The organism is Streptococcus sp. 2018110 (assembly GCF_019754115.1).
GTDB classification, from domain to species: Bacteria; Bacillota; Bacilli; order Lactobacillales; family Streptococcaceae; genus Streptococcus; species Streptococcus hashimotonensis.
Genome location: NZ_JAIJZO010000003.1, coordinates 88,378 through 108,286 on the forward strand (window position 1 = coordinate 88,378; position 19,909 = coordinate 108,286).

General features: G+C 42.5%; 21 protein-coding genes. 20 read left to right on the top strand and 1 reads right to left on the bottom strand.

Annotation, left to right across the window (positions count from 1 at the left end; genetic code table 11):
• Positions 1-110 precede the first annotated feature (110 nt).
• Positions 111-611 carry an NUDIX domain-containing protein gene (locus tag K5Q34_RS03620; RefSeq protein ID WP_172114981.1) on the bottom strand — a complete coding sequence of 167 codons (501 nt, stop codon included), beginning with the start codon at positions 609-611 and terminating at the stop codon, positions 111-113.
• A 120-nt stretch (positions 612-731) separates the two neighbouring features.
• Between K5Q34_RS03620 and K5Q34_RS03625 the strand changes: the two genes are divergently transcribed.
• The 20 genes from K5Q34_RS03625 to K5Q34_RS03720 all read left to right on the top strand — a co-directional run bounded on the left by K5Q34_RS03625 (position 732) and on the right by K5Q34_RS03720 (position 19,895).
• Positions 732-1,607, top strand: coding sequence for a VOC family protein (locus K5Q34_RS03625; protein ID WP_221864534.1), 876 nt, complete (start codon positions 732-734; stop codon positions 1,605-1,607).
• A gap of 105 nt (positions 1,608-1,712) precedes the next feature.
• The gene (locus tag K5Q34_RS03630; protein ID WP_044761407.1) at positions 1,713-2,240 is read left to right on the top strand and encodes a transcription repressor NadR; all 528 of its coding nucleotides are present in this window, start codon (positions 1,713-1,715) and stop codon (positions 2,238-2,240) included.
• Positions 2,241-2,309: 69 nt separating this feature from the next.
• The gene (locus K5Q34_RS03635) at positions 2,310-2,858 is read left to right on the top strand and encodes a hypothetical protein (RefSeq protein WP_221864535.1); all 549 of its coding nucleotides are present in this window, start codon (positions 2,310-2,312) and stop codon (positions 2,856-2,858) included.
• Between the two features lie 192 nt (positions 2,859-3,050).
• Positions 3,051-4,244, top strand: coding sequence for an argininosuccinate synthase (locus tag K5Q34_RS03640; protein WP_208546247.1), 1,194 nt, complete (start codon positions 3,051-3,053; stop codon positions 4,242-4,244).
• 13 nt (positions 4,245-4,257) lie between these two features.
• Positions 4,258-5,652: an argininosuccinate lyase gene (gene argH / locus K5Q34_RS03645; RefSeq protein ID WP_221864536.1), complete on the top strand. Its 1,395-nt coding sequence runs from the start codon at positions 4,258-4,260 to the stop codon at positions 5,650-5,652.
• 70 nt (positions 5,653-5,722) lie between these two features.
• Positions 5,723-6,082 carry a ribonuclease P protein component gene (gene rnpA / locus K5Q34_RS03650; protein ID WP_221864537.1) on the top strand — a complete coding sequence of 120 codons (360 nt, stop codon included), beginning with the start codon at positions 5,723-5,725 and terminating at the stop codon, positions 6,080-6,082.
• Complete coding sequence (locus K5Q34_RS03655) at positions 6,066-6,890, top strand: YidC/Oxa1 family membrane protein insertase (protein WP_221864538.1); 825 nt, start codon at positions 6,066-6,068, stop codon at positions 6,888-6,890. The genes rnpA and K5Q34_RS03655 overlap by 17 nt, the downstream gene beginning before the upstream one ends.
• Before the next feature lie 19 nt (positions 6,891-6,909).
• The gene (gene jag / locus K5Q34_RS03660; RefSeq protein WP_013730624.1) at positions 6,910-7,905 is read left to right on the top strand and encodes an RNA-binding cell elongation regulator Jag/EloR; all 996 of its coding nucleotides are present in this window, start codon (positions 6,910-6,912) and stop codon (positions 7,903-7,905) included.
• A gap of 167 nt (positions 7,906-8,072) precedes the next feature.
• Complete coding sequence (rpmH, locus tag K5Q34_RS03665) at positions 8,073-8,210, top strand: 50S ribosomal protein L34 (RefSeq protein ID WP_002939016.1); 138 nt, start codon at positions 8,073-8,075, stop codon at positions 8,208-8,210.
• 106 nt (positions 8,211-8,316) lie between these two features.
• Complete coding sequence (locus K5Q34_RS03670; RefSeq protein WP_172114991.1) at positions 8,317-9,099, top strand: TatD family hydrolase; 783 nt, start codon at positions 8,317-8,319, stop codon at positions 9,097-9,099.
• Positions 9,083-9,652, top strand: coding sequence for a ribonuclease M5 (gene rnmV / locus K5Q34_RS03675; protein WP_172114993.1), 570 nt, complete (start codon positions 9,083-9,085; stop codon positions 9,650-9,652). The genes K5Q34_RS03670 and rnmV overlap by 17 nt, the downstream gene beginning before the upstream one ends.
• Entirely contained in the window at positions 9,645-10,013 is a 369-nt protein-coding gene (locus K5Q34_RS03680; protein WP_172114994.1) for a hypothetical protein, read from the top strand. The genes rnmV and K5Q34_RS03680 overlap by 8 nt, the downstream gene beginning before the upstream one ends.
• A 97-nt stretch (positions 10,014-10,110) precedes the next feature.
• Entirely contained in the window at positions 10,111-10,398 is a 288-nt protein-coding gene (locus K5Q34_RS03685) for a toxin-antitoxin system antitoxin subunit (protein ID WP_105119754.1), read from the top strand.
• Complete coding sequence (locus tag K5Q34_RS03690; protein ID WP_172114996.1) at positions 10,388-10,717, top strand: type II toxin-antitoxin system RelE/ParE family toxin; 330 nt, start codon at positions 10,388-10,390, stop codon at positions 10,715-10,717. The genes K5Q34_RS03685 and K5Q34_RS03690 overlap by 11 nt, the downstream gene beginning before the upstream one ends.
• 59 nt (positions 10,718-10,776) lie before the next feature.
• Positions 10,777-11,931, top strand: coding sequence for an MBL fold metallo-hydrolase (locus K5Q34_RS03695; protein ID WP_105119752.1), 1,155 nt, complete (start codon positions 10,777-10,779; stop codon positions 11,929-11,931).
• Positions 11,932-11,954: 23 nt separating this feature from the next.
• Positions 11,955-12,827, top strand: coding sequence for a 16S rRNA (adenine(1518)-N(6)/adenine(1519)-N(6))-dimethyltransferase RsmA (rsmA, locus tag K5Q34_RS03700; protein ID WP_221864539.1), 873 nt, complete (start codon positions 11,955-11,957; stop codon positions 12,825-12,827).
• A gap of 208 nt (positions 12,828-13,035) precedes the next feature.
• A complete protein-coding gene (locus K5Q34_RS03705; protein WP_221864540.1) occupies positions 13,036-14,781 on the top strand; it encodes a hypothetical protein in 1,746 nt (581 codons plus the stop codon).
• Positions 14,778-17,222: an LTA synthase family protein gene (locus tag K5Q34_RS03710; RefSeq protein ID WP_221864541.1), complete on the top strand. Its 2,445-nt coding sequence runs from the start codon at positions 14,778-14,780 to the stop codon at positions 17,220-17,222. Before K5Q34_RS03705 ends, K5Q34_RS03710 begins: the two co-directional genes overlap by 4 nt.
• Positions 17,223-17,347: 125 nt before the next feature.
• Positions 17,348-18,214: a helix-turn-helix domain-containing protein gene (locus K5Q34_RS03715; RefSeq protein ID WP_172114999.1), complete on the top strand. Its 867-nt coding sequence runs from the start codon at positions 17,348-17,350 to the stop codon at positions 18,212-18,214.
• Positions 18,215-18,317: 103 nt separating this feature from the next.
• Positions 18,318-19,895: an ABC transporter ATP-binding protein gene (locus tag K5Q34_RS03720; protein ID WP_172115001.1), complete on the top strand. Its 1,578-nt coding sequence runs from the start codon at positions 18,318-18,320 to the stop codon at positions 19,893-19,895.
• Positions 19,896-19,909 lie beyond the last annotated feature (14 nt).

Below are 19,909 nucleotides of genomic sequence, written 5' to 3' on the forward strand. Positions count from 1 at the left end.
CTACTCGGCAGAGAAAAATCTATCCAGCATATTGATAATATGTTGAAGGGTTTGTAAGATAAATAATCCCCGCTGTCTCGTGACGGCGGGGATCTATTTCTTATTCGGACTTAGTTTTCCAAAAACAAGTTCTCCACATAGCCTTTCTGCCTTGGGATAACCTGTTCATTTTCCAGGAAATCTTTCAGTTTTTCTTGTGGGACCCAGATGTAGTGGCTGGTTTCTTCGGCTTGGAGTTGGATGGCAGATTTGTCCCAGTCGGTTTCAGCCCAGTAGCAGTGGAAGAGGCACTGGTCATCATGGGCGACAAAGTGTGTATGGTGGCGGAGTTGGTTAGCTGTCAGTTCAATGCCTGTCTCCTCGCGGACTTCGCGTAAAATGGCCTGCTCTGCTATTTCCCCAAACAAAGCCGAGCCTCCTGCTGTCGCTTCATAATAGTCAGGGTAGGAGGGCTTGGTGCTGTCGCGTTTCATGAAGAGGGTGCTACCGTCGCGGTGGCGGACGATGCACTCGACGACTAGGTGGTAGAGGCCGTCGGGAATGGCTTCTCCGCGTGTGAGGGTGTGGTCGGTCAAGTGACCGTCGGCTGTGTAGGCGTTCCAAGTTTCCATTTCATTCTCCTGTCAATTTTGTAGTTATTCAGTATAGCACATCTAAAAGTGCAAAGCAATAGGCTTTGTTTTTGTACGGACAAGTGTTATACTGGGGCTACTAACTCAAAGGAGAAATCAATGCAAACCATAATCCCACATCTCTGGTACAATACAGAGGCAAAAGAAGCAGTAGAGTTCTATGTGGACCTTTTCGGCGGCAAGATTGACTGGACCTATACCATTACAGATACGCCTTCTGGCGACTCTGACTTGGTCCAATTCCAACTGGGGGACATGACCCTGGCTGCTATTAGTGCAGGGCCTTATTTCAAACTCAATGAGTCTATGTCCCTCATGGTAAATGTAGCGAGTAAGGATGACGTAAGCCGTCTTTATGAGGCGCTATCAGACGGTGGTCGTGTGCTTATGCCTTTGGCAGAATATCCCTTCAGCCCTTACTATGTCTGGCTGGAAGACCGCTTCGGTCTGTCTTGGCAGCTTTCGTATGCACCTGATTTGGATGTGCCCTATAGCTTCGACATCTGCCTGCTCTTCTCGCAGGACCAGGTCGGTTTAGCCCAACCTATGCTAGATTATTACAAGGATAAGTTGCCTCAAGCTCGTCTTGGTCGCTTGTCTTACTATGGCGAAGGTGAAGCTGCGGTGGCTGCTGCCAAGTTGAATTATGCGGAGCTTTTTATCGGAGACCAAAAAATGATCGCTATGGACCATGGCTACGGCGGCGTGGGCTCTTTCAACGAAGCCTTCTCATTCATGGTCTATGTAGACAGTCAGGAAGAAGCAGAGAGCTGGTATGAAAAAGTGTCGGCAGTTCCAGAAGCGGAGATTTGCGGTTGGGCCAAGGATCAATTTGGGATTTCCTGGCAAATTGTGCCGCGGATTTTGATGGAGGCATACGATACAGCAAGTCCAGAAAAGGTCAAGGCAGTCAATGCGACTGTGATGACCATGAAGCGTTTGGACATTGCGGCTATTCAAGCATTGCTAAACTAGCGGATGATAACGGAGACTGTTCTGCAGTTTCCGTTTTTTGGTTGAGGAAAGGTTGATTTACAGGAATTTTGATATAATGGAAAAAAGTGTACGAAAGGAATGTGTATGAAAGCAACAGAACGACGTAAGAAAATCCTATCCCTTTTACGAGAAAGCCTCGATCCCCTTGCGGCTAATTATCTGGCGAAAGAGTTTGGAGTGAGTCGGCAAGTAATTGTTGGAGATGTAGCCTTGCTTCGTGCGGAGGGAGAAGCTGTCTTGGCAACTCCGAGAGGGTACTTGCTCCAATCTTCTTTGCCATCTACTGAAGGAGCCTACATTCGAAAGATAGCTTGTCAACATGGTCCAGAAGAGGTAGAAAGAGAATTGACAATCTTGCTAGAGGGTGGAGCTCAAATATTAGATGTTGAAATTGAGCATCCCATTTACGGCTTATTATCAGGCAAGCTGAATATTGCAAGTTTAGAAGATAGGGATCATTTTTTGGATGCCTTGGGTCAATACCAAGGTGTGTTACTGAGTAATTTAACAGAAGGAGTTCATACACATACAGTCTCTTTCCCATCTGTGCAAGCCTATAATGAACTTTCAGCAGCTTTAAAACATGCAGGTATTTTACTAGAAAATCAATAAACCTTACAGGTGTCTTGACACCTGTAAGGTTTTGTTTTATAATCAAACCAATAGAAAGAGAGGTGCCTAATGTCCCAATTAACACGATCATCTAAAAATTCAGTTAAGCAGCTATCAATTAGTGCAATTTTAACCGCATTTGCCATTTTAATACCTTTAATGATGCCGATTAAAATCATTATTGGCCCAGCATCCTATACACTTGCTAGTCACATTCCTTTGTTTATAGCCATGTTTATTTCACCAGCTACTGCTATTTTTGTTGCTTTAGGTTCTAGTTTGGGATTTTTCCTCGCTGGTTTTCCAATCGTTATTGTATTTCGGGCGCTTACGCATCTGTTCTTCCTTACCTTAGGTGCGGTCTTGGTCAAGCGTTTTCCGATTCTTATGGACTCTAAGCGCTTTTTACTATTAGGAATTGGGCTTAATCTCCTGCATGGTCTAGGAGAATATATTGTGGTGATGGTACTTACGTCGGGGGAACAAACTTCTGCTACCTACTGGATAACGATGTTTGGCTTGGTGGGTGTTGGTTCGGCTATTCATGGATTGCTTGATTTTAGTTTAGCTTATTATTTCTGGAAAATGTTAAAAGAACGGAAAATTTATCAACCATAATCAGTTATGATGAGGAATATATTTTAGAAGCTGGAGAATATTCTCTAGCTTTTTTTGGAAATTTTTCTGGAAATGTACGATATTTATTCATTTTTTAAGAAAATTTGCATAAATATGTTGCAAAAAGTATAAATATACACTATAATAGTCACTAAGTTTTATTTGCTAATATATATAGAAATGAGAATGCTTATGTCAAAAGAAAAATTAATCTTAGCTTATTCAGGTGGCCTGGATACTTCAGTTGCAATTGCTTGGTTGAAGAAAGACTATGATGTCATTGCGGTTTGTATGGATGTTGGAGAGGGTAAGGACCTCGACTTTATTCATGATAAGGCCTTATCAATCGGTGCTATTGAGTCCCATGTATTGGATGTAAAAGAAGAATTCGCCCAAGAATATGTCCTACCAGCCCTACAAGCCCATGCCTACTATGAGCAAAAATATCCGCTGGTATCGGCTCTCAGCCGTCCTTTGATTTCTAAAAAGTTGGTGGAAATGGCTCATAAGACAGGAGCAACCACTATCGCTCACGGCTGTACTGGTAAGGGCAATGACCAGGTGCGGTTTGAGGTAGCCATTGCAGCCCTGGATCCAAGCTTGAAAGTCGTGGCTCCTGTCCGTGAATGGAAGTGGGCGCGTGAAGAGGAAATTATCTTCGCCAAGGAAAATGGTGTACCAGTCCCTGCTGACCTGGACAGTCCTTACTCAGTTGACCAAAACCTTTGGGGTCGTGCCAATGAGTGCGGAGTTTTAGAAAATCCATGGAATGAAGCGCCAGAAGATGCTTTTGGCATCACTACTTCTCCAGAAAATGCACCAGATACTCCTGAGTATGTCGATATTGAGTTTAAAGCAGGGATTCCCGTTGCTGTGAATGGTGAAGAGTTAAGTCTGGCTAATCTCATTCAAAAACTCAATGTCATTGCTGGTAAGCATGGTGTGGGACGGATTGACCACGTGGAAAATCGTTTAGTCGGAATCAAGTCACGTGAAATTTATGAGTGTCCAGGTGCTATTACCCTTCTGACAGCCCACAAGGAAATTGAAGATTTGACCCTGGTGCGGGAAGTATCGCATTTCAAACCGATTGTTTCAAATGAACTCTCTAACTTGATTTACAATGGTTTGTGGTTCAATCCTGCAACAGATGCCTTGAAGGCCTATCTTGCTCAGACCCAGGCAGTTGTTAATGGCACCGCAAAAGTGAAATTGTACAAGGGATCAGCCAAAGTAGTTGCTCGGAAATCTCCAAATTCCCTTTATGATGAAGATTTGGCAACCTATACCAGTGCAGATACTTTTGACCAAGATGCAGCAGTTGGTTTCATCAAGCTTTGGGGATTACCAACCAAAGTCAATGCGGAAATTCATAAAAAGAGCTAGAAAGTAGGAGCTTATGGAAGCAAAGAAATTATGGGGAGGTCGCTTTGAAGCCAGTCTTGAGGAATGGGTTGAAGAATTCGGAGCCTCCATTCGCTTTGACCAAAAATTGGCCAAGTATGATATTCAAGGTTCACTGGCGCATGTACAGATGCTTGGAGCCACAGGGATTATCAAGCTTGAAGAAGCCCAGGCTATTCAAACTGGTCTGGAAGAATTGTTAGCAGAATATGAAGCTGGCAAGTTGGTGTTTGATATTCGAAACGAAGACATTCACATGAATATCGAAAGTCTATTGACGGAGAAAATAGGTCCAGTTGCAGGCAAACTCCACACAGCTCGTTCTCGTAACGATCAAGTAGCGACCGATATGCACCTCTATCTGAAGGATACCCTCTTTCAAGTGGTAGACAAATTGACCAACCTACGTCAGGTTTTAGTAGACCTTGCACAGGAGCATGTGGAAACTATCATGCCCGGCTATACCCACCTGCAACATGCTCAACCTATCAGTTTTGCTCAGCACTTGTTGGCCTATTACAACATGTTCAGTCGAGACAGTGAGCGCTTTGCATTCAACATGCAGCATACAAATGTATCCCCACTTGGTGCGGCGGCCTTGGCAGGGACGACCTTTCCGATTGACCGTCAGATGACCTCTGATTTGATGGGATTTGCCAAGCCCTATAGTAATTCTCTCGATGCTGTGTCTGACCGTGATTTTATCCTGGAATTTCTGTCAAATGCCAGTATTCTCATGATGCACATGTCGCGCTTGTGTGAAGAAATCATTAACTGGTGTTCACATGAATACCAATTTGTCACCCTATCCGATACCTTTTCAACAGGTTCTTCCATCATGCCTCAGAAGAAAAATCCAGATATGGCTGAGCTGATTCGGGGGAAAACAGGTAGAGTATATGGGAACTTAGTTGGCCTACTGACAGTCATGAAATCCCTGCCTTTAACCTATAATAAGGACTTGCAGGAAGACAAAGAGGGAATGTTTGATAGTGCGGAAACGATTTTAGTATCTATTGATATTTTGGCAGGTATGCTGAAAACGATGACGGTCCATAAGGAAAGGATGGCTCAATCGACAGAGAAGGACTTTTCAAATGCTACAGAGTTGGCTGATTATTTGGCTAGTAAAGGTCTGCCCTTCCGCCAAGCGCATGAGATTGTTGGAAAACTGGTCTTGGAATGTAGCAAGGCAGGACACTATCTCCAGGATGTATCGTTTGAGACCTACCAGGCTATTTCGCCTCTCATTCAAGCAGATATTTATGATGCCTTGTCCTCCAAAGTTGCTGTCAGTCGTAGAAATTCCCTTGGCGGGACAGGTTTTGAATCGATTGCAGACCAGTTGAAAAGTGCCAAAGAGGAAATTCAGAACGCAAAAAGCCTATAAACGGTATGTTTATTGGCTTTTTTGAATTTTGTGGTATAATAGAAGTAATTTTGAAAGATGGAGTGGCAGTTTGAAAAAAAGCTATCGTGTCAAGCGTGAACGAGATTTTAATGACATTTTTACAAAAGGAAACAATGTCGCCAATCGGAGGTTTGTTGTCTACCGATTACCTAAAGAGCAAAGGCATTTCCGAGTAGGTTTATCTGTCAGCAAAAAATTGGGAAACGCTGTCATGCGAAATAAGATTAAGCGCAGGATTCGTCACATCTTAATTGAATGCCAACATCAACTGGTAGCAGATGACTTTGTTATCATTGCTCGCAAAGGTGTAGAGGAATTGTCCTATCAAGAAATGAAGCAAAACCTCATCCATGTTTTGAAACTAGCTAAACTATACCAGGAAGGTGTTGTGATTGAAAAAGAAAGTTAAATGGGCAGGTCTACTGGTAGTATCTCTAATTGTTTTAACAGCCTGCGGAACAGGGCCAGTGACCAGTCAATCTACAGATGCGTGGGATAGATTAATTTACTGGTTTGCCAGCATTATTCAGTTCCTATCTATCAACGGTCAAATTGGAATCGGTATTATACTTTTTACCATTTTAATTCGAACCCTTCTGTTGCCCTTGTTCCAAATACAGATGAATTCCTCACGGAAGATGCAGGAGCTTCAACCTCAGCTGAAAAAGTTGCAAGCGGAGTATCCAGGAACGGATATGGAAAGTCGCCAGCAGCTCTATGAAGCAACGCAAGCTCTTTACAAAGAGAATGGCGTCAGCATGAGGGCGTCCATGATTCCGCTCTTTATTCAAATGCCAATCCTTTTGGCCCTCTTTCAAGCTCTGACACGTGTTGAAGCCTTGAAAGTAGGTCACTTCCTTTGGTTAAATCTTGGGGAGCCGGATCCGTTCTTTATTTTGCCGATTCTGGCTGCAGTGTTTACATTCCTTAGCTCATGGTTGACCAATAAATCAGCAATTGAGAAGAATATGGCAATGACAATTATGACCTATGTCATGCCCGTGGTGATCTTTTTCTTTGCTGTGGTAGCTGCTAGTGGGGTGGCTTTGTATTGGACGGTGTCAAATGCCTATCAGGTTGCTCAAACCTTGGTGTTCAATAATCCGTTTAAAATAATAGCAGAGCGTCAAGCGAAAATTGCTGCGGAAAAAGAACGTCAGGCAAAAATTCGACGGGCACAGAAAAAAGCACAGAAAAAAGCACAGAAAAAGAAATAGGAAAACTAGGAGAGAGAAGATGAAATTTACAGGAGCAAGTGTTGAAGAGGCCATCCAGAATGGCTTGGTAGAGCTGAATATTCCTCGAAAAAAAGCACATATTACTGTGGTTGCGCGTGAGAAAAAAGGTTTCCTTGGTTTCGGTAAAAAGCCAGCGATTGTGGATATTGATGTTATCAATGAAACAACGGTTGTTAAGGCTAATCAGAAAGCAGTTCGTGGCGTTCCAAGTGAAATTAATGACCTCAATGAACCAGTAAAAAGCGTTTCAGAGGCTACGATTGACCTAGGAAAAGTTGTTGCAGCGGTGAAAGAATTTGAAAAGTCTGGTCAAACGCTTGATGATGATATTAAAGCGCAGATCTTGAAAAATGAAAAAGAAGCGACAACGATTTTGGAAGAAACAGGTCGGATTGAAATTCTTTCAGAAGATTTACTAACTACTACAGATGCAACAACATCTGCTAAGGAAGACGTAAATCAAGAAGTCGTCTCAGAAAATCAAGCAGATAATTTTGCTGATTTAGATATTAAGATTGAGCCCCAGTATGATATTGAACAAGTTGTTTCAGAAGTGACAGCTTATGTACAAGAAATTCTGGATGATATGGATGTTGAGGCACGTATTGATACAAGTCATAATCGCCGTACAATCAATATTCAAGTGGATACCAATGAACCAGGTCGTGTTATCGGTTATCACGGAAAAGTCTTAAAGGCTTTGCAACTTTTGGCTCAGAACTTCTTATACAACCGTTATGAGCGTAATTTCTATATTACAATCAATGTGAATGATTATGTAGAACACCGCGCAGAGGTTCTTCAAGGCTACGCACAAAAATTGGCAGAACGTGTTTTGGCAGAGCAGGAAGCCTACCATACAGATCCGATGTCAAGTAGCGAACGTAAAATTATCCACCGCATTATCTCTAAAATGGACGGTTTGACAAGCTATTCAGAAGGTAGCGAGCCGAACCGATATGTCGTTGTAGATATTGAAGGGAATCATGATTAAAAAGAGGCTAGTCCTCTTTTTTCAATGATTTTCTGATTCTTTCCTAAAAGTATGGCAGAATAGCTTGACAAACGAACAGAATTTATATAAAATAGTTTGGTATGTTTAGTAACTGATCAAAACTAGCCGGCTAAACGAATACAAGAATCTAAGAGGAGGTATTCATCGTGAAACGTACTTTTCAACCAAGTAAAATCCGTCGCGCGCGTAAACACGGTTTCCGTAGCCGTATGGCAACTAAAAACGGCCGTCGCGTGTTAGCTGCTCGTCGCCGTAAGGGACGTAAAGTTCTTACAGTAGCATAAGAAGATGAAAAGAGAAGCCAGCAGAAACTCGAGTCTGCTGGTTTTTTTCTTCTCATAAGAATCTTCTGAAATATGTTACAATAGTAGGAAAGAAAGTGATGGAACGATGATACAAATTTTTGACACCCACACCCACCTCAACGTAGAGCAGTTTGACGGTCGGGTCCAAGAAGAATTAGACTTTGCCAAGGAAATGGGGGTCACCCTCCACAATGTGGTCGGTTTTGACCGAGCAACCATTGACAAGGCTATGGAACTGGCTGACCAGCATCCTGAAATTTATCTGACACTGGGCTGGCATCCGACAGAGGCTGGTTCTTATGATGACGAAGTGGAGAAATTTCTTCTCCAAGCTCTCCAACACCCTAAAGTAATTGCCCTGGGGGAGATTGGGCTGGACTACTACTGGATGACGGCTGATAAGGAAACCCAGGCACGCGTCTTTAAACGTCAGATGGAGTTGGCTAAACAGTTGGATTTACCCTTTGTGGTTCATACTCGCGATGCTTTGGAAGATACTTACCAGATCATCAAGGAAGTCGGCATCGGTCCGCGTGGAGGGATCATGCATTCCTTCTCTGGCACGTTGGAGGAGGCTCAAGCCTTCATGGATTTGGGTATGCACATTTCCTTCTCGGGAGTCGTGACCTTCAAAAAAGCCGTCGAACTTCAGGAAGCGGCGCAAGCATTGCCCCTAGAAAAAATCCTGGTCGAGACGGATGCGCCCTATCTGGCCCCAGTTCCTAAGCGTGGTCGGGAAAATCGCACCGGCTACACCAGATATGTGGTGGATATGCTGGCCCAGCTTCGCAACCAGTCGGTCGAAGAAGTGGCGAAAGCGACCTACGAGAATGCAAGGAGCTTGTTCAGAATTGACTCAGAAAATTAAGATACAGGAAGTCCTCGTTGTTGAGGGAAAAGACGACACGGCAAACCTCAAACGCTTTTACGAGGTGGATACCTACGAAACCAGAGGCTCTGCCATATCAGACGATGACTTGGAACGCATCGAGAAACTCCATGACCTGCGTGGCGTCATTGTCTTTACTGACCCAGACTACAATGGGGAGCGGATTCGGAAGATGATTATGCAGGCTATTCCCACGGTCAAGCACGCCTTTTTACAGCGGGACGAGGCTCGGCCCCAGTCCAAAACAAAAGGGCGGTCCTTGGGCATTGAGCACGCCAACTTTGAGGACTTGGAAAAAGCCCTCGCAGGCGTGCGTGGTTACTACGATGATGAAAATAACTTTGACATCACCAAGTCAGACCTAATGCGCCTAGGCTTGCTTATGGGCGGAGACAGTCGCAAGCGGAGGGAATATCTGGGAGAAAAGCTCCGCATCGGCTACTGCAACGGCAAGCAACTGCTTAAACGCTTGGAGCTGTTTGGGATAAGTCTGGCGGAAGTCGAGGAGGCGATGGAGAGCTATCATGGATAGGGTCTACGCTGTTAAGTGCTTGGTTAAAAACGAGTTTGAACCTTCTTATGAAAAATATTCATCTTATGAAGAAGTGACCTACTTGCTGCCGGCTAATGTCCTTGTTTGGGAGGATGAGCAGGTTGATAAGAACAAACTAGCAGGCTACTTGCGTGAATCAGTTGAAGATGGCTATGTCAATGCGGATGGTATTTGGAAGCAGAGCCGTTTGTTTCATATTGCCGGTGTGCAAGAAATGAACGACAGAGTAGAGTTTGATGGCCCAGCTGTGGAAGTCTATCGCTGGTTTTACAATTTTGAACGTCTAGTTACTGAGGAAGAATTTTTGAATCTCTATTATTTTGATGATTTGGGGAGATAAACAATCTAGGGCGGAAATGTTACTATTTCTACTTTTTTGAAGATTGCTACTGGTATCTATTCGTGTTACAATATAGAAAACTAGGAGGTAAACTAGATTGCTAACTATAAAGAAGGATGCCCAAGTAAATTTTAAAACCGACTCTAGACTTTTAGAAAAAGCCAAGGAAGTATTTGCTATGAACCAGCTGGATTTGACTGCTGGTTTTAACCTCTTCTTGCAAAACATTGCTGTAAAAAATGAGTTGCCCATTCTGACAGAAGAAGAGTTGGAAAGAGAAGAGTTGTTTTTACAGTTACAGAAGGAAATCCAGGAAAATCAGAAGGCGATTGAGGTAGGTCAAGGGATCAGTCTAGAAAGCGTCAAAGAGAAGTATGGAATTTGAGTCATATTCAGTGATACTTGCTCCTGCAGTGGAAAAGGAATTGGCGGATATTTATGCCTATTTCTCGGAACAGTTCTCAGAAGAAATTGCCAAAAGACGAATTGGGATGATTGTTGAAGCTTTGGAGAGTTTGCAGATTTTTCCTGAACGTGGTTTTAACGCTGATAATCGTTTTGGTAAGCAGGTAGACCCGCCACATCTAACCCGAGGTTACGTTATTGGAAAAGATTACATCGTCCTCTATCGCGTAGTGAAAAATGAAGTTCGAGTTGGACACCTTTTTGCGACCAAGAGTGATTATGTCAAGTTGTTGAAGTAAGGGGTTGGCGATTGCATATATAATTCAATAAAACTAATATAGATAGGAGGATATCGTCAATGAGTTGCGTTAAGAGAGAAATTTTGCCAGTTGGTCAAGGTGCTTTTTATTTAGAAACTTTGATGCTAAGAGGAAACGAATATAGGGTTATATATGATTGTGGTTCGGCTACTGATGTAACTTATGTGGAGACTCAAATAAAAGCTAACTTAAATAAAAATGAAGAAATTCATGCTGTATTTATATCGCATCTAGACGATGATCATGTGAACGGGCTGGAATTTTTACTAAAGCATTGTAACGTTAAGAATCTGTTCTTTCCATTAATAACCAAACAAACAAAGCAATTTAATGCAATTAGAAATCTCATTAATCCTCAATCTCGATTTTTAACTCAATTTATTAATAGTGAAGGGAATAGTATTCGAGAGTTAGAGGGTGGTTCAGAGGTACAATTACATCCAATTTCAGAAGATGCAAGTAATGATAATAGAGTAATAGAGGTAACTCAAGCGATATTTGGTAGTAATTACAGAAAATTGGGGTGGATATATCTTCCGCATAATTTTCGTGAAGATACGAGAAAACAAATCTTCGAGACAGAATTAAAAAAAATAAGTTTAAGTATGAGTATTTTAGATTTGAATGGACAAGTTGATTTACAGAAATTAAAAAAACTATGGAGTCAAGGGACAAATTCGGATAAAAGCGAGATTAAAAAAGCTTATTCAAAAGTTCCTGGAAGTTTAAATGTAAATTCAATGATGTTATATTCTGGTGCAGATCTGCCTTTTAATGGTTGTTCTAATAAATGTAGATTATTTTCCTGCATTTACCACCATAATGGGAACTATGAATACATATGTTTTAATGGTTGTCTTTATACAGGTGACTATGAATCTGGTAAATACGATTGGAATAAAAAAAAGTGGATTAGTTGTAAACAAAAATGGGATTCTGTTGAAAATGTCTACTCTAAGTATTTTAGAAATATTGGCCTTGTTCAAATTCCACATCACGGTTCAAGACATAATTATAATGAAGGATTTAGAAAGAAGATTAATTTCGCTGCTTACTTTGCATCGGCTGGAAAACATAATAGATATAGGCACCCGCACAAGGAAGTTTTAGTTGATTTAATTTCAAACCAAAAATGTATTAACACGATAACTGAGGACGCTAACTCAAAAATGACTTATTATTGTCATTGGTAATAAAAAAACAAGAAAGAACACACATGAGAATCGCAGACAAAAACGTTACTCGTGCCGTCCTTGAACGCCACGGGTTTACCTTTAAGAAGTCCTTCGGTCAGAATTTTTTGACCGATACCAATATTTTACAGAAGATTGTGGACACGGCAGAGATTGACCAGCAGGTCAATGTCATCGAGATTGGGCCTGGAATCGGGGCCTTGACCGAGTTTTTGGCAGAAAATGCTGCTGAGGTCATGGCCTTTGAGATTGACGACCGCCTGATTCCGATTTTGGCGGACACCTTGGGCCGCTTTGACAATGTGACCGTGGTCAACCAAGACATCCTAAAGACCGACCTGCAGACCCAGATTCAGAATTTCAAAAATCCTGACCTGCCTATCAAGGTCGTGGCCAATCTGCCTTACTATATCACCACTCCTATCCTCATGCACCTGATTGAGAGCAAGATTCCCTTCAGCGAGTTCGTGGTCATGATGCAGCGGGAGGTTGCCGACCGCATTTCTGCCGAGCCAAACACCAAAGCTTACGGTAGCCTGTCCATTGCGGTCCAGTACTACATGACTGCCAAGGTAGCCTTCATCGTGCCTCGGACCGTCTTTGTGCCCGCACCAAATGTGGACTCCGCCATTCTCAAAATGGTCCGCCGCGAGCAACCCCTTGTGAGCGTCAAAGACGAAGATTTCTTCTTCCGGGTGTCCAAGGCCAGCTTTGTGCACCGCCGCAAGACCCTGTGGAACAACCTGACCAACCATTTCGGCAAGTCCGAAGAAGTTAAGGACAAGCTGACGCAGGCACTTGGCATGGCAGAGCTGGAAGCCAGTGTCCGTGGAGAAGCACTTTCTATGGCAGACTTCGCGCGTTTGTCTGACAGCCTCCAGGAAGTTGGCTTATAAAAAAATATTTGATTGTGGAGAAATCTGCAATCAATATTTAGTTTATTTAGAATTTATAGTAGTTTTCTACTTGCCTTGTCCGTTGACAGTGGGGAGAAAGCTTGCTATACTGAAATGTAACTAACTTTTGAAAAATATTGTCTGCAAATTGGCAGAATATTTACAAAAACAAGAGAGGGTTTCCCTCTTTTTTTATGAAGGTATCCTTATGTTTAAAAACATGTTAAAAAAGCATCCCCATTTAGTTGCTCTTGGCCTATTTGTGGGCTTTTCTTTATTATTATTGGTTCCTCACTTGCTGACCAAGGGCATGGTGACAGGTGCGGACTTGATTTTCCACTACAATCGTTTCTATGATGCGGCTATGCAGATGAAGGAGGGGAATTTCTCCTATATTATCAGTTTGTATGGCTATCAGCAGTCAGGACGGATTGTTAATGCTCTCTACGGGCCTTATTTTGCCTATCTACAAGGAGCGCTAGTTCTTTTGAGTGGGACCTGGTTCCGCTATCAGATTTTGTCCAACCTTCTTTTGGGCACTCTGAGTGCGACTTCCCTCTATCTCCTCATGCGTGAGGTCAAGGTCAAATATGCTCATTCCATCCTCTTGTCCCTCTTCTTTGTAACGACCTACTCGATTCAGTATTGGTGGGCAACTCAAGGATTTACCAGCTGGGGAGTGGCCCTCTTTCCACTTTGTTTGATTCCTGCGGTTCGTTTCCTACAGACTAAAAAAGTACCGATATTCCTCATGGCAGGAGCGGTAGGGCTCATGTTGCAGGTTCATATGCTATCAACCTTGTTCTTGGTCATTGCCTATGGTGTTCTCTTCCTGATTGGTTGGTGGAAATCAGACCAAAAAATGAAGATTATTGGTCAAGTATCCCTTTCGGTAGGAATTTTCTTACTTCTGACCATCAATATTTGGTTGCCGCTTGTCTATATCAATGCGACCAACACCTTGGTGCCACCATTTGTTAACAAAAAATTTGTCCTCAATACTGTAACATGGCTAAAAACAGCCTTTCTATACTATCCATATCCATTGCCAATTTTCTTTGGAATCTATCTCTATTTCTTGGTGAAAAATTGGAAGAAACAATCGCTGGTTCTGGGTGGTCTTGCTCTGACCTACGCAGTGTTTTTGATCTTATCAACCAACCTCTTCCCTTGGCAGTTGTTTGCAGGGAAAGGAATCACACTTGTCGAATTGATTCAATTTCCCTTCCGCTTTTTCCTCTACGCCAATGCTCTTTTACTGGCAGTCGTAGGAGTCCAGGTGTCTGGCTTGTCCGACAAACTGCAGAAAATCTTTTCAGGTGTGGCCCTTGCCTCCTTGCTTATTTCGGTTGGTTTCCTCTGGAATCAGAGTTATAAGGAAATCAATGGGCATTACTATAGTGATACCTTCCTGCAAAAACGAATTCATACGACTCTGTACGGTACAACGGAAGAGTTACGGGCTTCTTTCCATTCTAAAGACTTGGGCGAATTTATCCACATTGCTCAGAAATCAACGCCAGACTACGTACCAGACTTGTCAGATAGTACAGGTCACATCACCAATGAAGAGTCGGATAATACCTACTTTACCTATCGTGACCAAGTGATTTTACCAAATCAAGACTTTACCAAAGAAGTTGATGGTGATCAGCTGGTGGTGACTTGGACGGCGTCGGAAGCAGAAGAAACAGCCCTGCCAATCATTGTCTACCAAGATAGTCAGCTCGTTTTGAATGATCAGGTCTTGGATAGAGAAGGAATGGAGCTTTCCACAATTGGTGTACCAACGGTTACTAGCCAAACAGGGCAGAATACCCTTGTCCTATCCTACAAGCAACAGTGGTGGTTATCGCCAGTTATCTTTATCAGTTTGACTGGATGGCTACTCTGGTTGATTTACTATATCTTTGCCTATCGAAAATCAATCTTTCCTAAGAGAGAAATGTTATGAAACAAATCAATCCCAAGGCAAGCAAGCAATTTATTCTGGTTATGATTATGACCATTTTGCTGGCGATGGGGCGGGCCCTTTTGTTAAGCGGTGTATCTTTTCCGCTCTGGTTTATTCCTCTGCCCCTGCTTGCCTATTCTATTTTTACCTTTTATGTATTGGCCTTGCTTGATAAATATGAGAAATTTGTAAAGACCAAAACCTTTGCCAAGTATGTCGGCTATTTTCTAGGTTTTCTATATCTTGTCAACCTGGTTTATCGGCTCAATGCCAAGAAGTATCAACCCTGGAATATTTTTCGTAATAATCTCTTTCAGTTTGAACTTCTATTGATGTTGCTTCTTCCAGTATTGTTGGCATTGTTGTGGCGGAAGAATGCAGGAATCAGAGAAAAATTAAGTAAGTGGTCAGCCAGTCATTTGGTGCCGGATAGCTATTTGCTCTTGACCAGCTTGCTTTCTCTCAGTCCACTAGCTATATCTTATTGGAAAGATAGCCATTATGAGAGTTTGGTTGAGAAAGGTTCTTACATAGAGTTTTTCAGCCAGACACCCTTGTTTGCACCTATTCATTTTATAGGGACCTACATTTTTCTTCGCTATCTTCATAAGGCATTTGTAGAGTTTAAGGCCAATCGGACCAATGTCCACAGCATGCTCTTTATCAGTTTGGCACTGGCTACGCTATCGCATATTGGTTATCAGGCTTCTATGGCTGGGGGAACGGGTTCTTATTTCACACGCCACCTCTTTCCAGGAGCCATTGTCTTCCAAATTGCCTGCCTCTTTTTCCTCAATGTCATCATTAGCCTAGTTATCAACCGCCAAATCTTATCTGTTGCCGTGATTGCTAGTCTAAACGTCATTTTGGTTACGGCCAATTTTCTCAAATTCCGCTACCGTTCGGAGCCAATGACCCCCAATGACTTCAAATGGATTGGGAATATGGGGATGATTCTCAGTTTCATCAGTCTACGTGTTGTCTTGGTATCGCTCGTCTTTATAGTCCTCCTTGTGTTTATCTACCGACGTATTCACAAAAAGTACTTCCAAGGGAGGATTGTCGCTTCTATCTGGAAACGATTGGCAGGAATTTCAGTCATTGTGTCCCTAATTTTGGGAATGGGCTGGGCAATTCGCAATGAAAAAGACCACAAGATTGTTGGTTGGATTCCTATTCTTTCTCAGGTTAATAACTGGCGTAACGTGGACTGGAAGGGATATGCTTTTGTAGCTCGTTATCGCACTCTTTCATTCCTCTGGTTGCAGCAACTCAGCAAGACCAGTATGGAAATGCCTGAGAATTACTCTGAGAAGACCATGAAGGCTATTGTGAAGAAGTACACCGCCTTGGCTGAGGAAATCAATGCAGAACGGACAGGTCAATTGACTGACCAGACGGTAATCTACATTCTTAGTGAGAGTTTGGCTGACCCGCGTCGAATTCCAGGCGTGACCCTTAGTCAAAATGTCCTTCCAAATATTGAGTACATCATGAGCCAGACTACCAGTGGCTTGATGAAGAGTGACCACTATGGTGGTGGTACGGCTAATATCGAGTTTCAGGTCTACAGTGGTCTGCCCTTCTACAATTACAGCTCATCCATTTCTTCAGTCTATTTGGATGTGGCGCCTAATATGAAGAAGTTGCCAAGTATCAGTGACCTCTATCCAGCAGATAATCGTATCGCTATCCATCCTTACTACGATACCAGTTACAACCGAAATTCTATCTATAAGCAACTGGGGATTGAGCAATTTTACACTCTCAATAGCGCCAAGTATCCTCTTGCTGTGACGCCTGAGGATTATCAGGGGAATTTTGTCAGCGATAAGAAGACCTATAACTTGATTTTGGATCAAGTACGTTCTGCCGATACCAGCTTTGTGTCGGCTATTACCATGCAGAACCATGTTCAGTGGAATTCTCTAGAGCCTGCTGGTATAACAGCTTCGGGTGAGGGCTTCACGGCTGAGGAAAATGAAAACTTGACCAGCTATGTTCGCCTCCTATCCTTTACGGATCAGGCAACAAGGGATTTTCTAGACCAGCTTAAGACCTTGGATAAGAAAGTGACAGTTGTTTTTTACGGGGACCACCTACCAGGTTTGTATCCAGAGTCTGCTTTCGTGACGGACCCAAGCGCGCAGTACAAGACAGATTATTTCGTGTGGAGTAATTTTGAAACAGAAGACTACCATTATGATTTGGTCAATTCTAGCGACATGAATGCTCTTATGCTGGAGACGACCAATAACAAGGTCAGTCCTTACTATGCCCTCCTGACAGAAGTGCTTCATAAGGACCGAGTAGGACAGGCTGAGCGGGATGCGAAAGTTGCAGAAGAACTCAAACTGGTCCAATATGACCTATCCACAGGAAAAGGCTACCTTTTGAAATACAAAGACTTTTTCAAAGTAGCGACTGAAACGACAGAATAAAAATAGACCAAGTCAGATAGCTGGCTTGGTTTCTTCTTTATGTGAAAAAGGACACAAACATAGGAAGACGTGGTATAATAATTATGTTTACAAATGATTTTTAATCGTGAGTGTAGAGGTGAAGTATGAATCGTTTTGGTAGGACATTAAAATTGATACGAGAGGGAAAGGGGAGGAGTCTGGCGGAGGTCGCCAAGGGACATATTTCTACTTCTCAACTTTCTCGGTTTGAAAATGGGGAATCCGACATCACTGTTAGTAAATTATTTGGTGTGCTGGCGGAAATGAATGTGGATGTGGACGAGTTCGTGTATGCTAGTCAGGATTTCAAAAAAGATGAGCTGACTAGAATTTTGGAACAACTAAAACAATCCATCTATATCAGAGATGTTGTAACCATAAAGAAAATCTTGTCTGAACAATTAGCAAAAGCGGAAAGAGATTCTCGTAGGGAGTTTCATCGGTTGAATGCTATTTTAATCATGTATAAACTGAGCGACTTAGATAAGACAGTAGTTGTTTCGAAAGAAGATACAGCCTTTTTAACGGATTACTTATTTCGAGTTGAGAATTGGAGCTACTATGAGATCTTACTATTTGCGAATACGATTGACAAATTGGGTCATCAAACAATGATGCTTTTTTGTAGAGAGTTACTTCATCGTACACAGTTTTACTGTGAAATGAAACAACATCGATTGGTAGTTTCTCAAATTTTACTTAGTGCCTATCTCGTCAGCGTTCAACATAAGGAACTTACCGATGCAGTCTTTCTTGAAAAGACCATCAAAAGTCTGTTTTTCGATGAAACGGAAATTTTTGAACGGATTTTGTTTAAATTTGGTAAGGCTTTTTATGATTATCGAAAGACAGGAAGTGCCAATGCTATCTTAGAGATGAGAAAGTGTATCGAACTTTTACGAGCTGTTGATAGTCAAAATATAGCGGATTGGTATGAAACGATACTTGAAAAAATAGTGAACGAGAAATAGTTGCATATAGGGGACGTATGGAAACAGCTTGAATTCGTATTCTATAATGTAGATGAAAGTGACCAAATGTTTGCTTAGAAATCTATCAAACGGTGGAGGGGAAATGAAAAAGAGGAATTTTTGGCTAACCTTATCTTGTATTTTTGCAGTATCCCTGCTCAATGTTGGCTTTCTGTACCAATATCGCTATATTATTGATGCTATTGCGACTGGAGATAGACAGGCCTTTGCGTCATATTTTGTGCTGATGGGGCTAACTGTCCTTGTCATGCTGGTCTTTGAATACATTCGTCAGATTGCCAATGTCAGCTATCTCAATCAAGTAGGTTTCCAATTGCAGGCGACCTTTATTGGGAAAATTTTTAATTTACCTTTTAGGCAGTTTGTTGAGCAGGGGGCAGGAGCCTATATTTCCCAGCTCAATAATGATTTGGAGACGGTGAAAGAAGATTATTACGACGCCTTTTTTACGATTTTTCAAGGTGCTTGTACCTTTGGCATTGCCAGTTTGGCCCTTCTTAGCTTGGATGGTCTGACCGCTATTTTCTTGATTCTGATTTCATTCTTGCCAGTTGTGATTCCCTATTTGTTTAAAAAGCGGAGAAGGCTCAATCAGGAGGCGATTTCGGACAGTCAGCAGGTCTATAATACAAGGGTTTCAGATGTCTTTCTAGGTTATTTGCAAGTGAAAAATAGCCGCCAAAGACAGCAGGTTTTAGATGGGCTGAACGATCGCTATCAAGCAGTAAATGACAAGGTCAATCAGGCCACTCGAACGACAGTAACCATGCGGCTCTTAGTCGGTTTCGTCTTTTATCTGACCACTCTTTCGATTATCTTTATCGGTGGTTTTCAGGTCTTCTCTGGCGCCTTGACCATCGGTGGCTTGACAGCTATTCTGACCATTTCAGAGCAGTTGGTGGATCCTATTAATAGCATTGCGGCAGCCTTTTTGGACAGGCATGCCGTTAAGGAATTGAAGCGAGAGTTTGAGCTATCTACTTTGGGGCAAGAAACGAAGGGACAGGAACTAGCTTCAGCTTTCCAGAGCATGCAACTGGTCAAGGCTAGTTATGCTATCGGTGAGAAGCAGGTCTTTGAAGACCTGACCGTAACGTTTGAACGTGGCAAGAAGTATTTAATTCTTGGGGAAAGTGGTTCTGGCAAATCTTCCTTGGCTCTTATTTTGACCAAGAATAGCCAACTGCAAGCAGGGGATATTTACGTTGATAAAACCTCTCTTGCAGACTTGTCTTACCAAGCCATTCAAGACAAGATTGCCTATCTGCCACAAGAGGGAGCCCTTTTCCATGATACGGTTCTTTACAACTTGACCATGGGACGGGAGGTTTCAGCAGATAGGCTGATGTTTCTCGTTAAGACCATGAACCTTGACAGTCGTTTCCCAAGTTATGCTTCTTTGAGCGAGGAAATTAGTGATGATAGCGGACTGTCTGGCGGACAAAAGCAGCGCCTGCTCTTGATTCGTGCCTTGTTGCAAGATAAGGACATCTTGTTGCTGGATGAAAGTCTGTCTGCCTTGGATCAGGAAACCTATACAGTAATTGAAGCCTACCTTACCTCACTAGCAGATAAGACGCTCATTCATATTTCCCACCGTGTGTCCGATGAGGTCCTTTCTCGTTATGATGGTGTGGTACGGATTGGGGAGAGCAATTAATTTTTTGTCAGATT

Bases quoted from the DNA above. Each gene is read 5' to 3' on its own strand.
- K5Q34_RS03705 (WP_221864540.1), top strand. From the start codon at position 13,036: ATGTTTAAAAACATGTTAAAAAAGCATCCCCATTTAGTTGCTCTTGGC.
- K5Q34_RS03715 (WP_172114999.1), top strand. From the start codon at position 17,348: ATGAATCGTTTTGGTAGGACATTAAAATTGATACGAGAGGGAAAGGGG.
- rsmA (WP_221864539.1), top strand. From the start codon at position 11,955: ATGAGAATCGCAGACAAAAACGTTACTCGTGCCGTCCTTGAACGCCAC.
- K5Q34_RS03670 (WP_172114991.1), top strand. From the start codon at position 8,317: ATGATACAAATTTTTGACACCCACACCCACCTCAACGTAGAGCAGTTT.
- K5Q34_RS03635 (WP_221864535.1), top strand. From the start codon at position 2,310: ATGTCCCAATTAACACGATCATCTAAAAATTCAGTTAAGCAGCTATCA.
- jag (WP_013730624.1), top strand. From the start codon at position 6,910: ATGAAATTTACAGGAGCAAGTGTTGAAGAGGCCATCCAGAATGGCTTG.
- K5Q34_RS03625 (WP_221864534.1), top strand. From the start codon at position 732: ATGCAAACCATAATCCCACATCTCTGGTACAATACAGAGGCAAAAGAA.
- K5Q34_RS03630 (WP_044761407.1), top strand. From the start codon at position 1,713: ATGAAAGCAACAGAACGACGTAAGAAAATCCTATCCCTTTTACGAGAA.
- K5Q34_RS03710 (WP_221864541.1), top strand. From the start codon at position 14,778: ATGAAACAAATCAATCCCAAGGCAAGCAAGCAATTTATTCTGGTTATG.
- K5Q34_RS03620 (WP_172114981.1), bottom strand. From the start codon at position 611: ATGGAAACTTGGAACGCCTACACAGCCGACGGTCACTTGACCGACCAC.
- K5Q34_RS03720 (WP_172115001.1), top strand. From the start codon at position 18,318: ATGAAAAAGAGGAATTTTTGGCTAACCTTATCTTGTATTTTTGCAGTA.
- K5Q34_RS03690 (WP_172114996.1), top strand. From the start codon at position 10,388: ATGGAATTTGAGTCATATTCAGTGATACTTGCTCCTGCAGTGGAAAAG.
- argH (WP_221864536.1), top strand. From the start codon at position 4,258: ATGGAAGCAAAGAAATTATGGGGAGGTCGCTTTGAAGCCAGTCTTGAG.
- K5Q34_RS03695 (WP_105119752.1), top strand. From the start codon at position 10,777: ATGAGTTGCGTTAAGAGAGAAATTTTGCCAGTTGGTCAAGGTGCTTTT.
- K5Q34_RS03680 (WP_172114994.1), top strand. From the start codon at position 9,645: ATGGATAGGGTCTACGCTGTTAAGTGCTTGGTTAAAAACGAGTTTGAA.
- K5Q34_RS03640 (WP_208546247.1), top strand. From the start codon at position 3,051: ATGTCAAAAGAAAAATTAATCTTAGCTTATTCAGGTGGCCTGGATACT.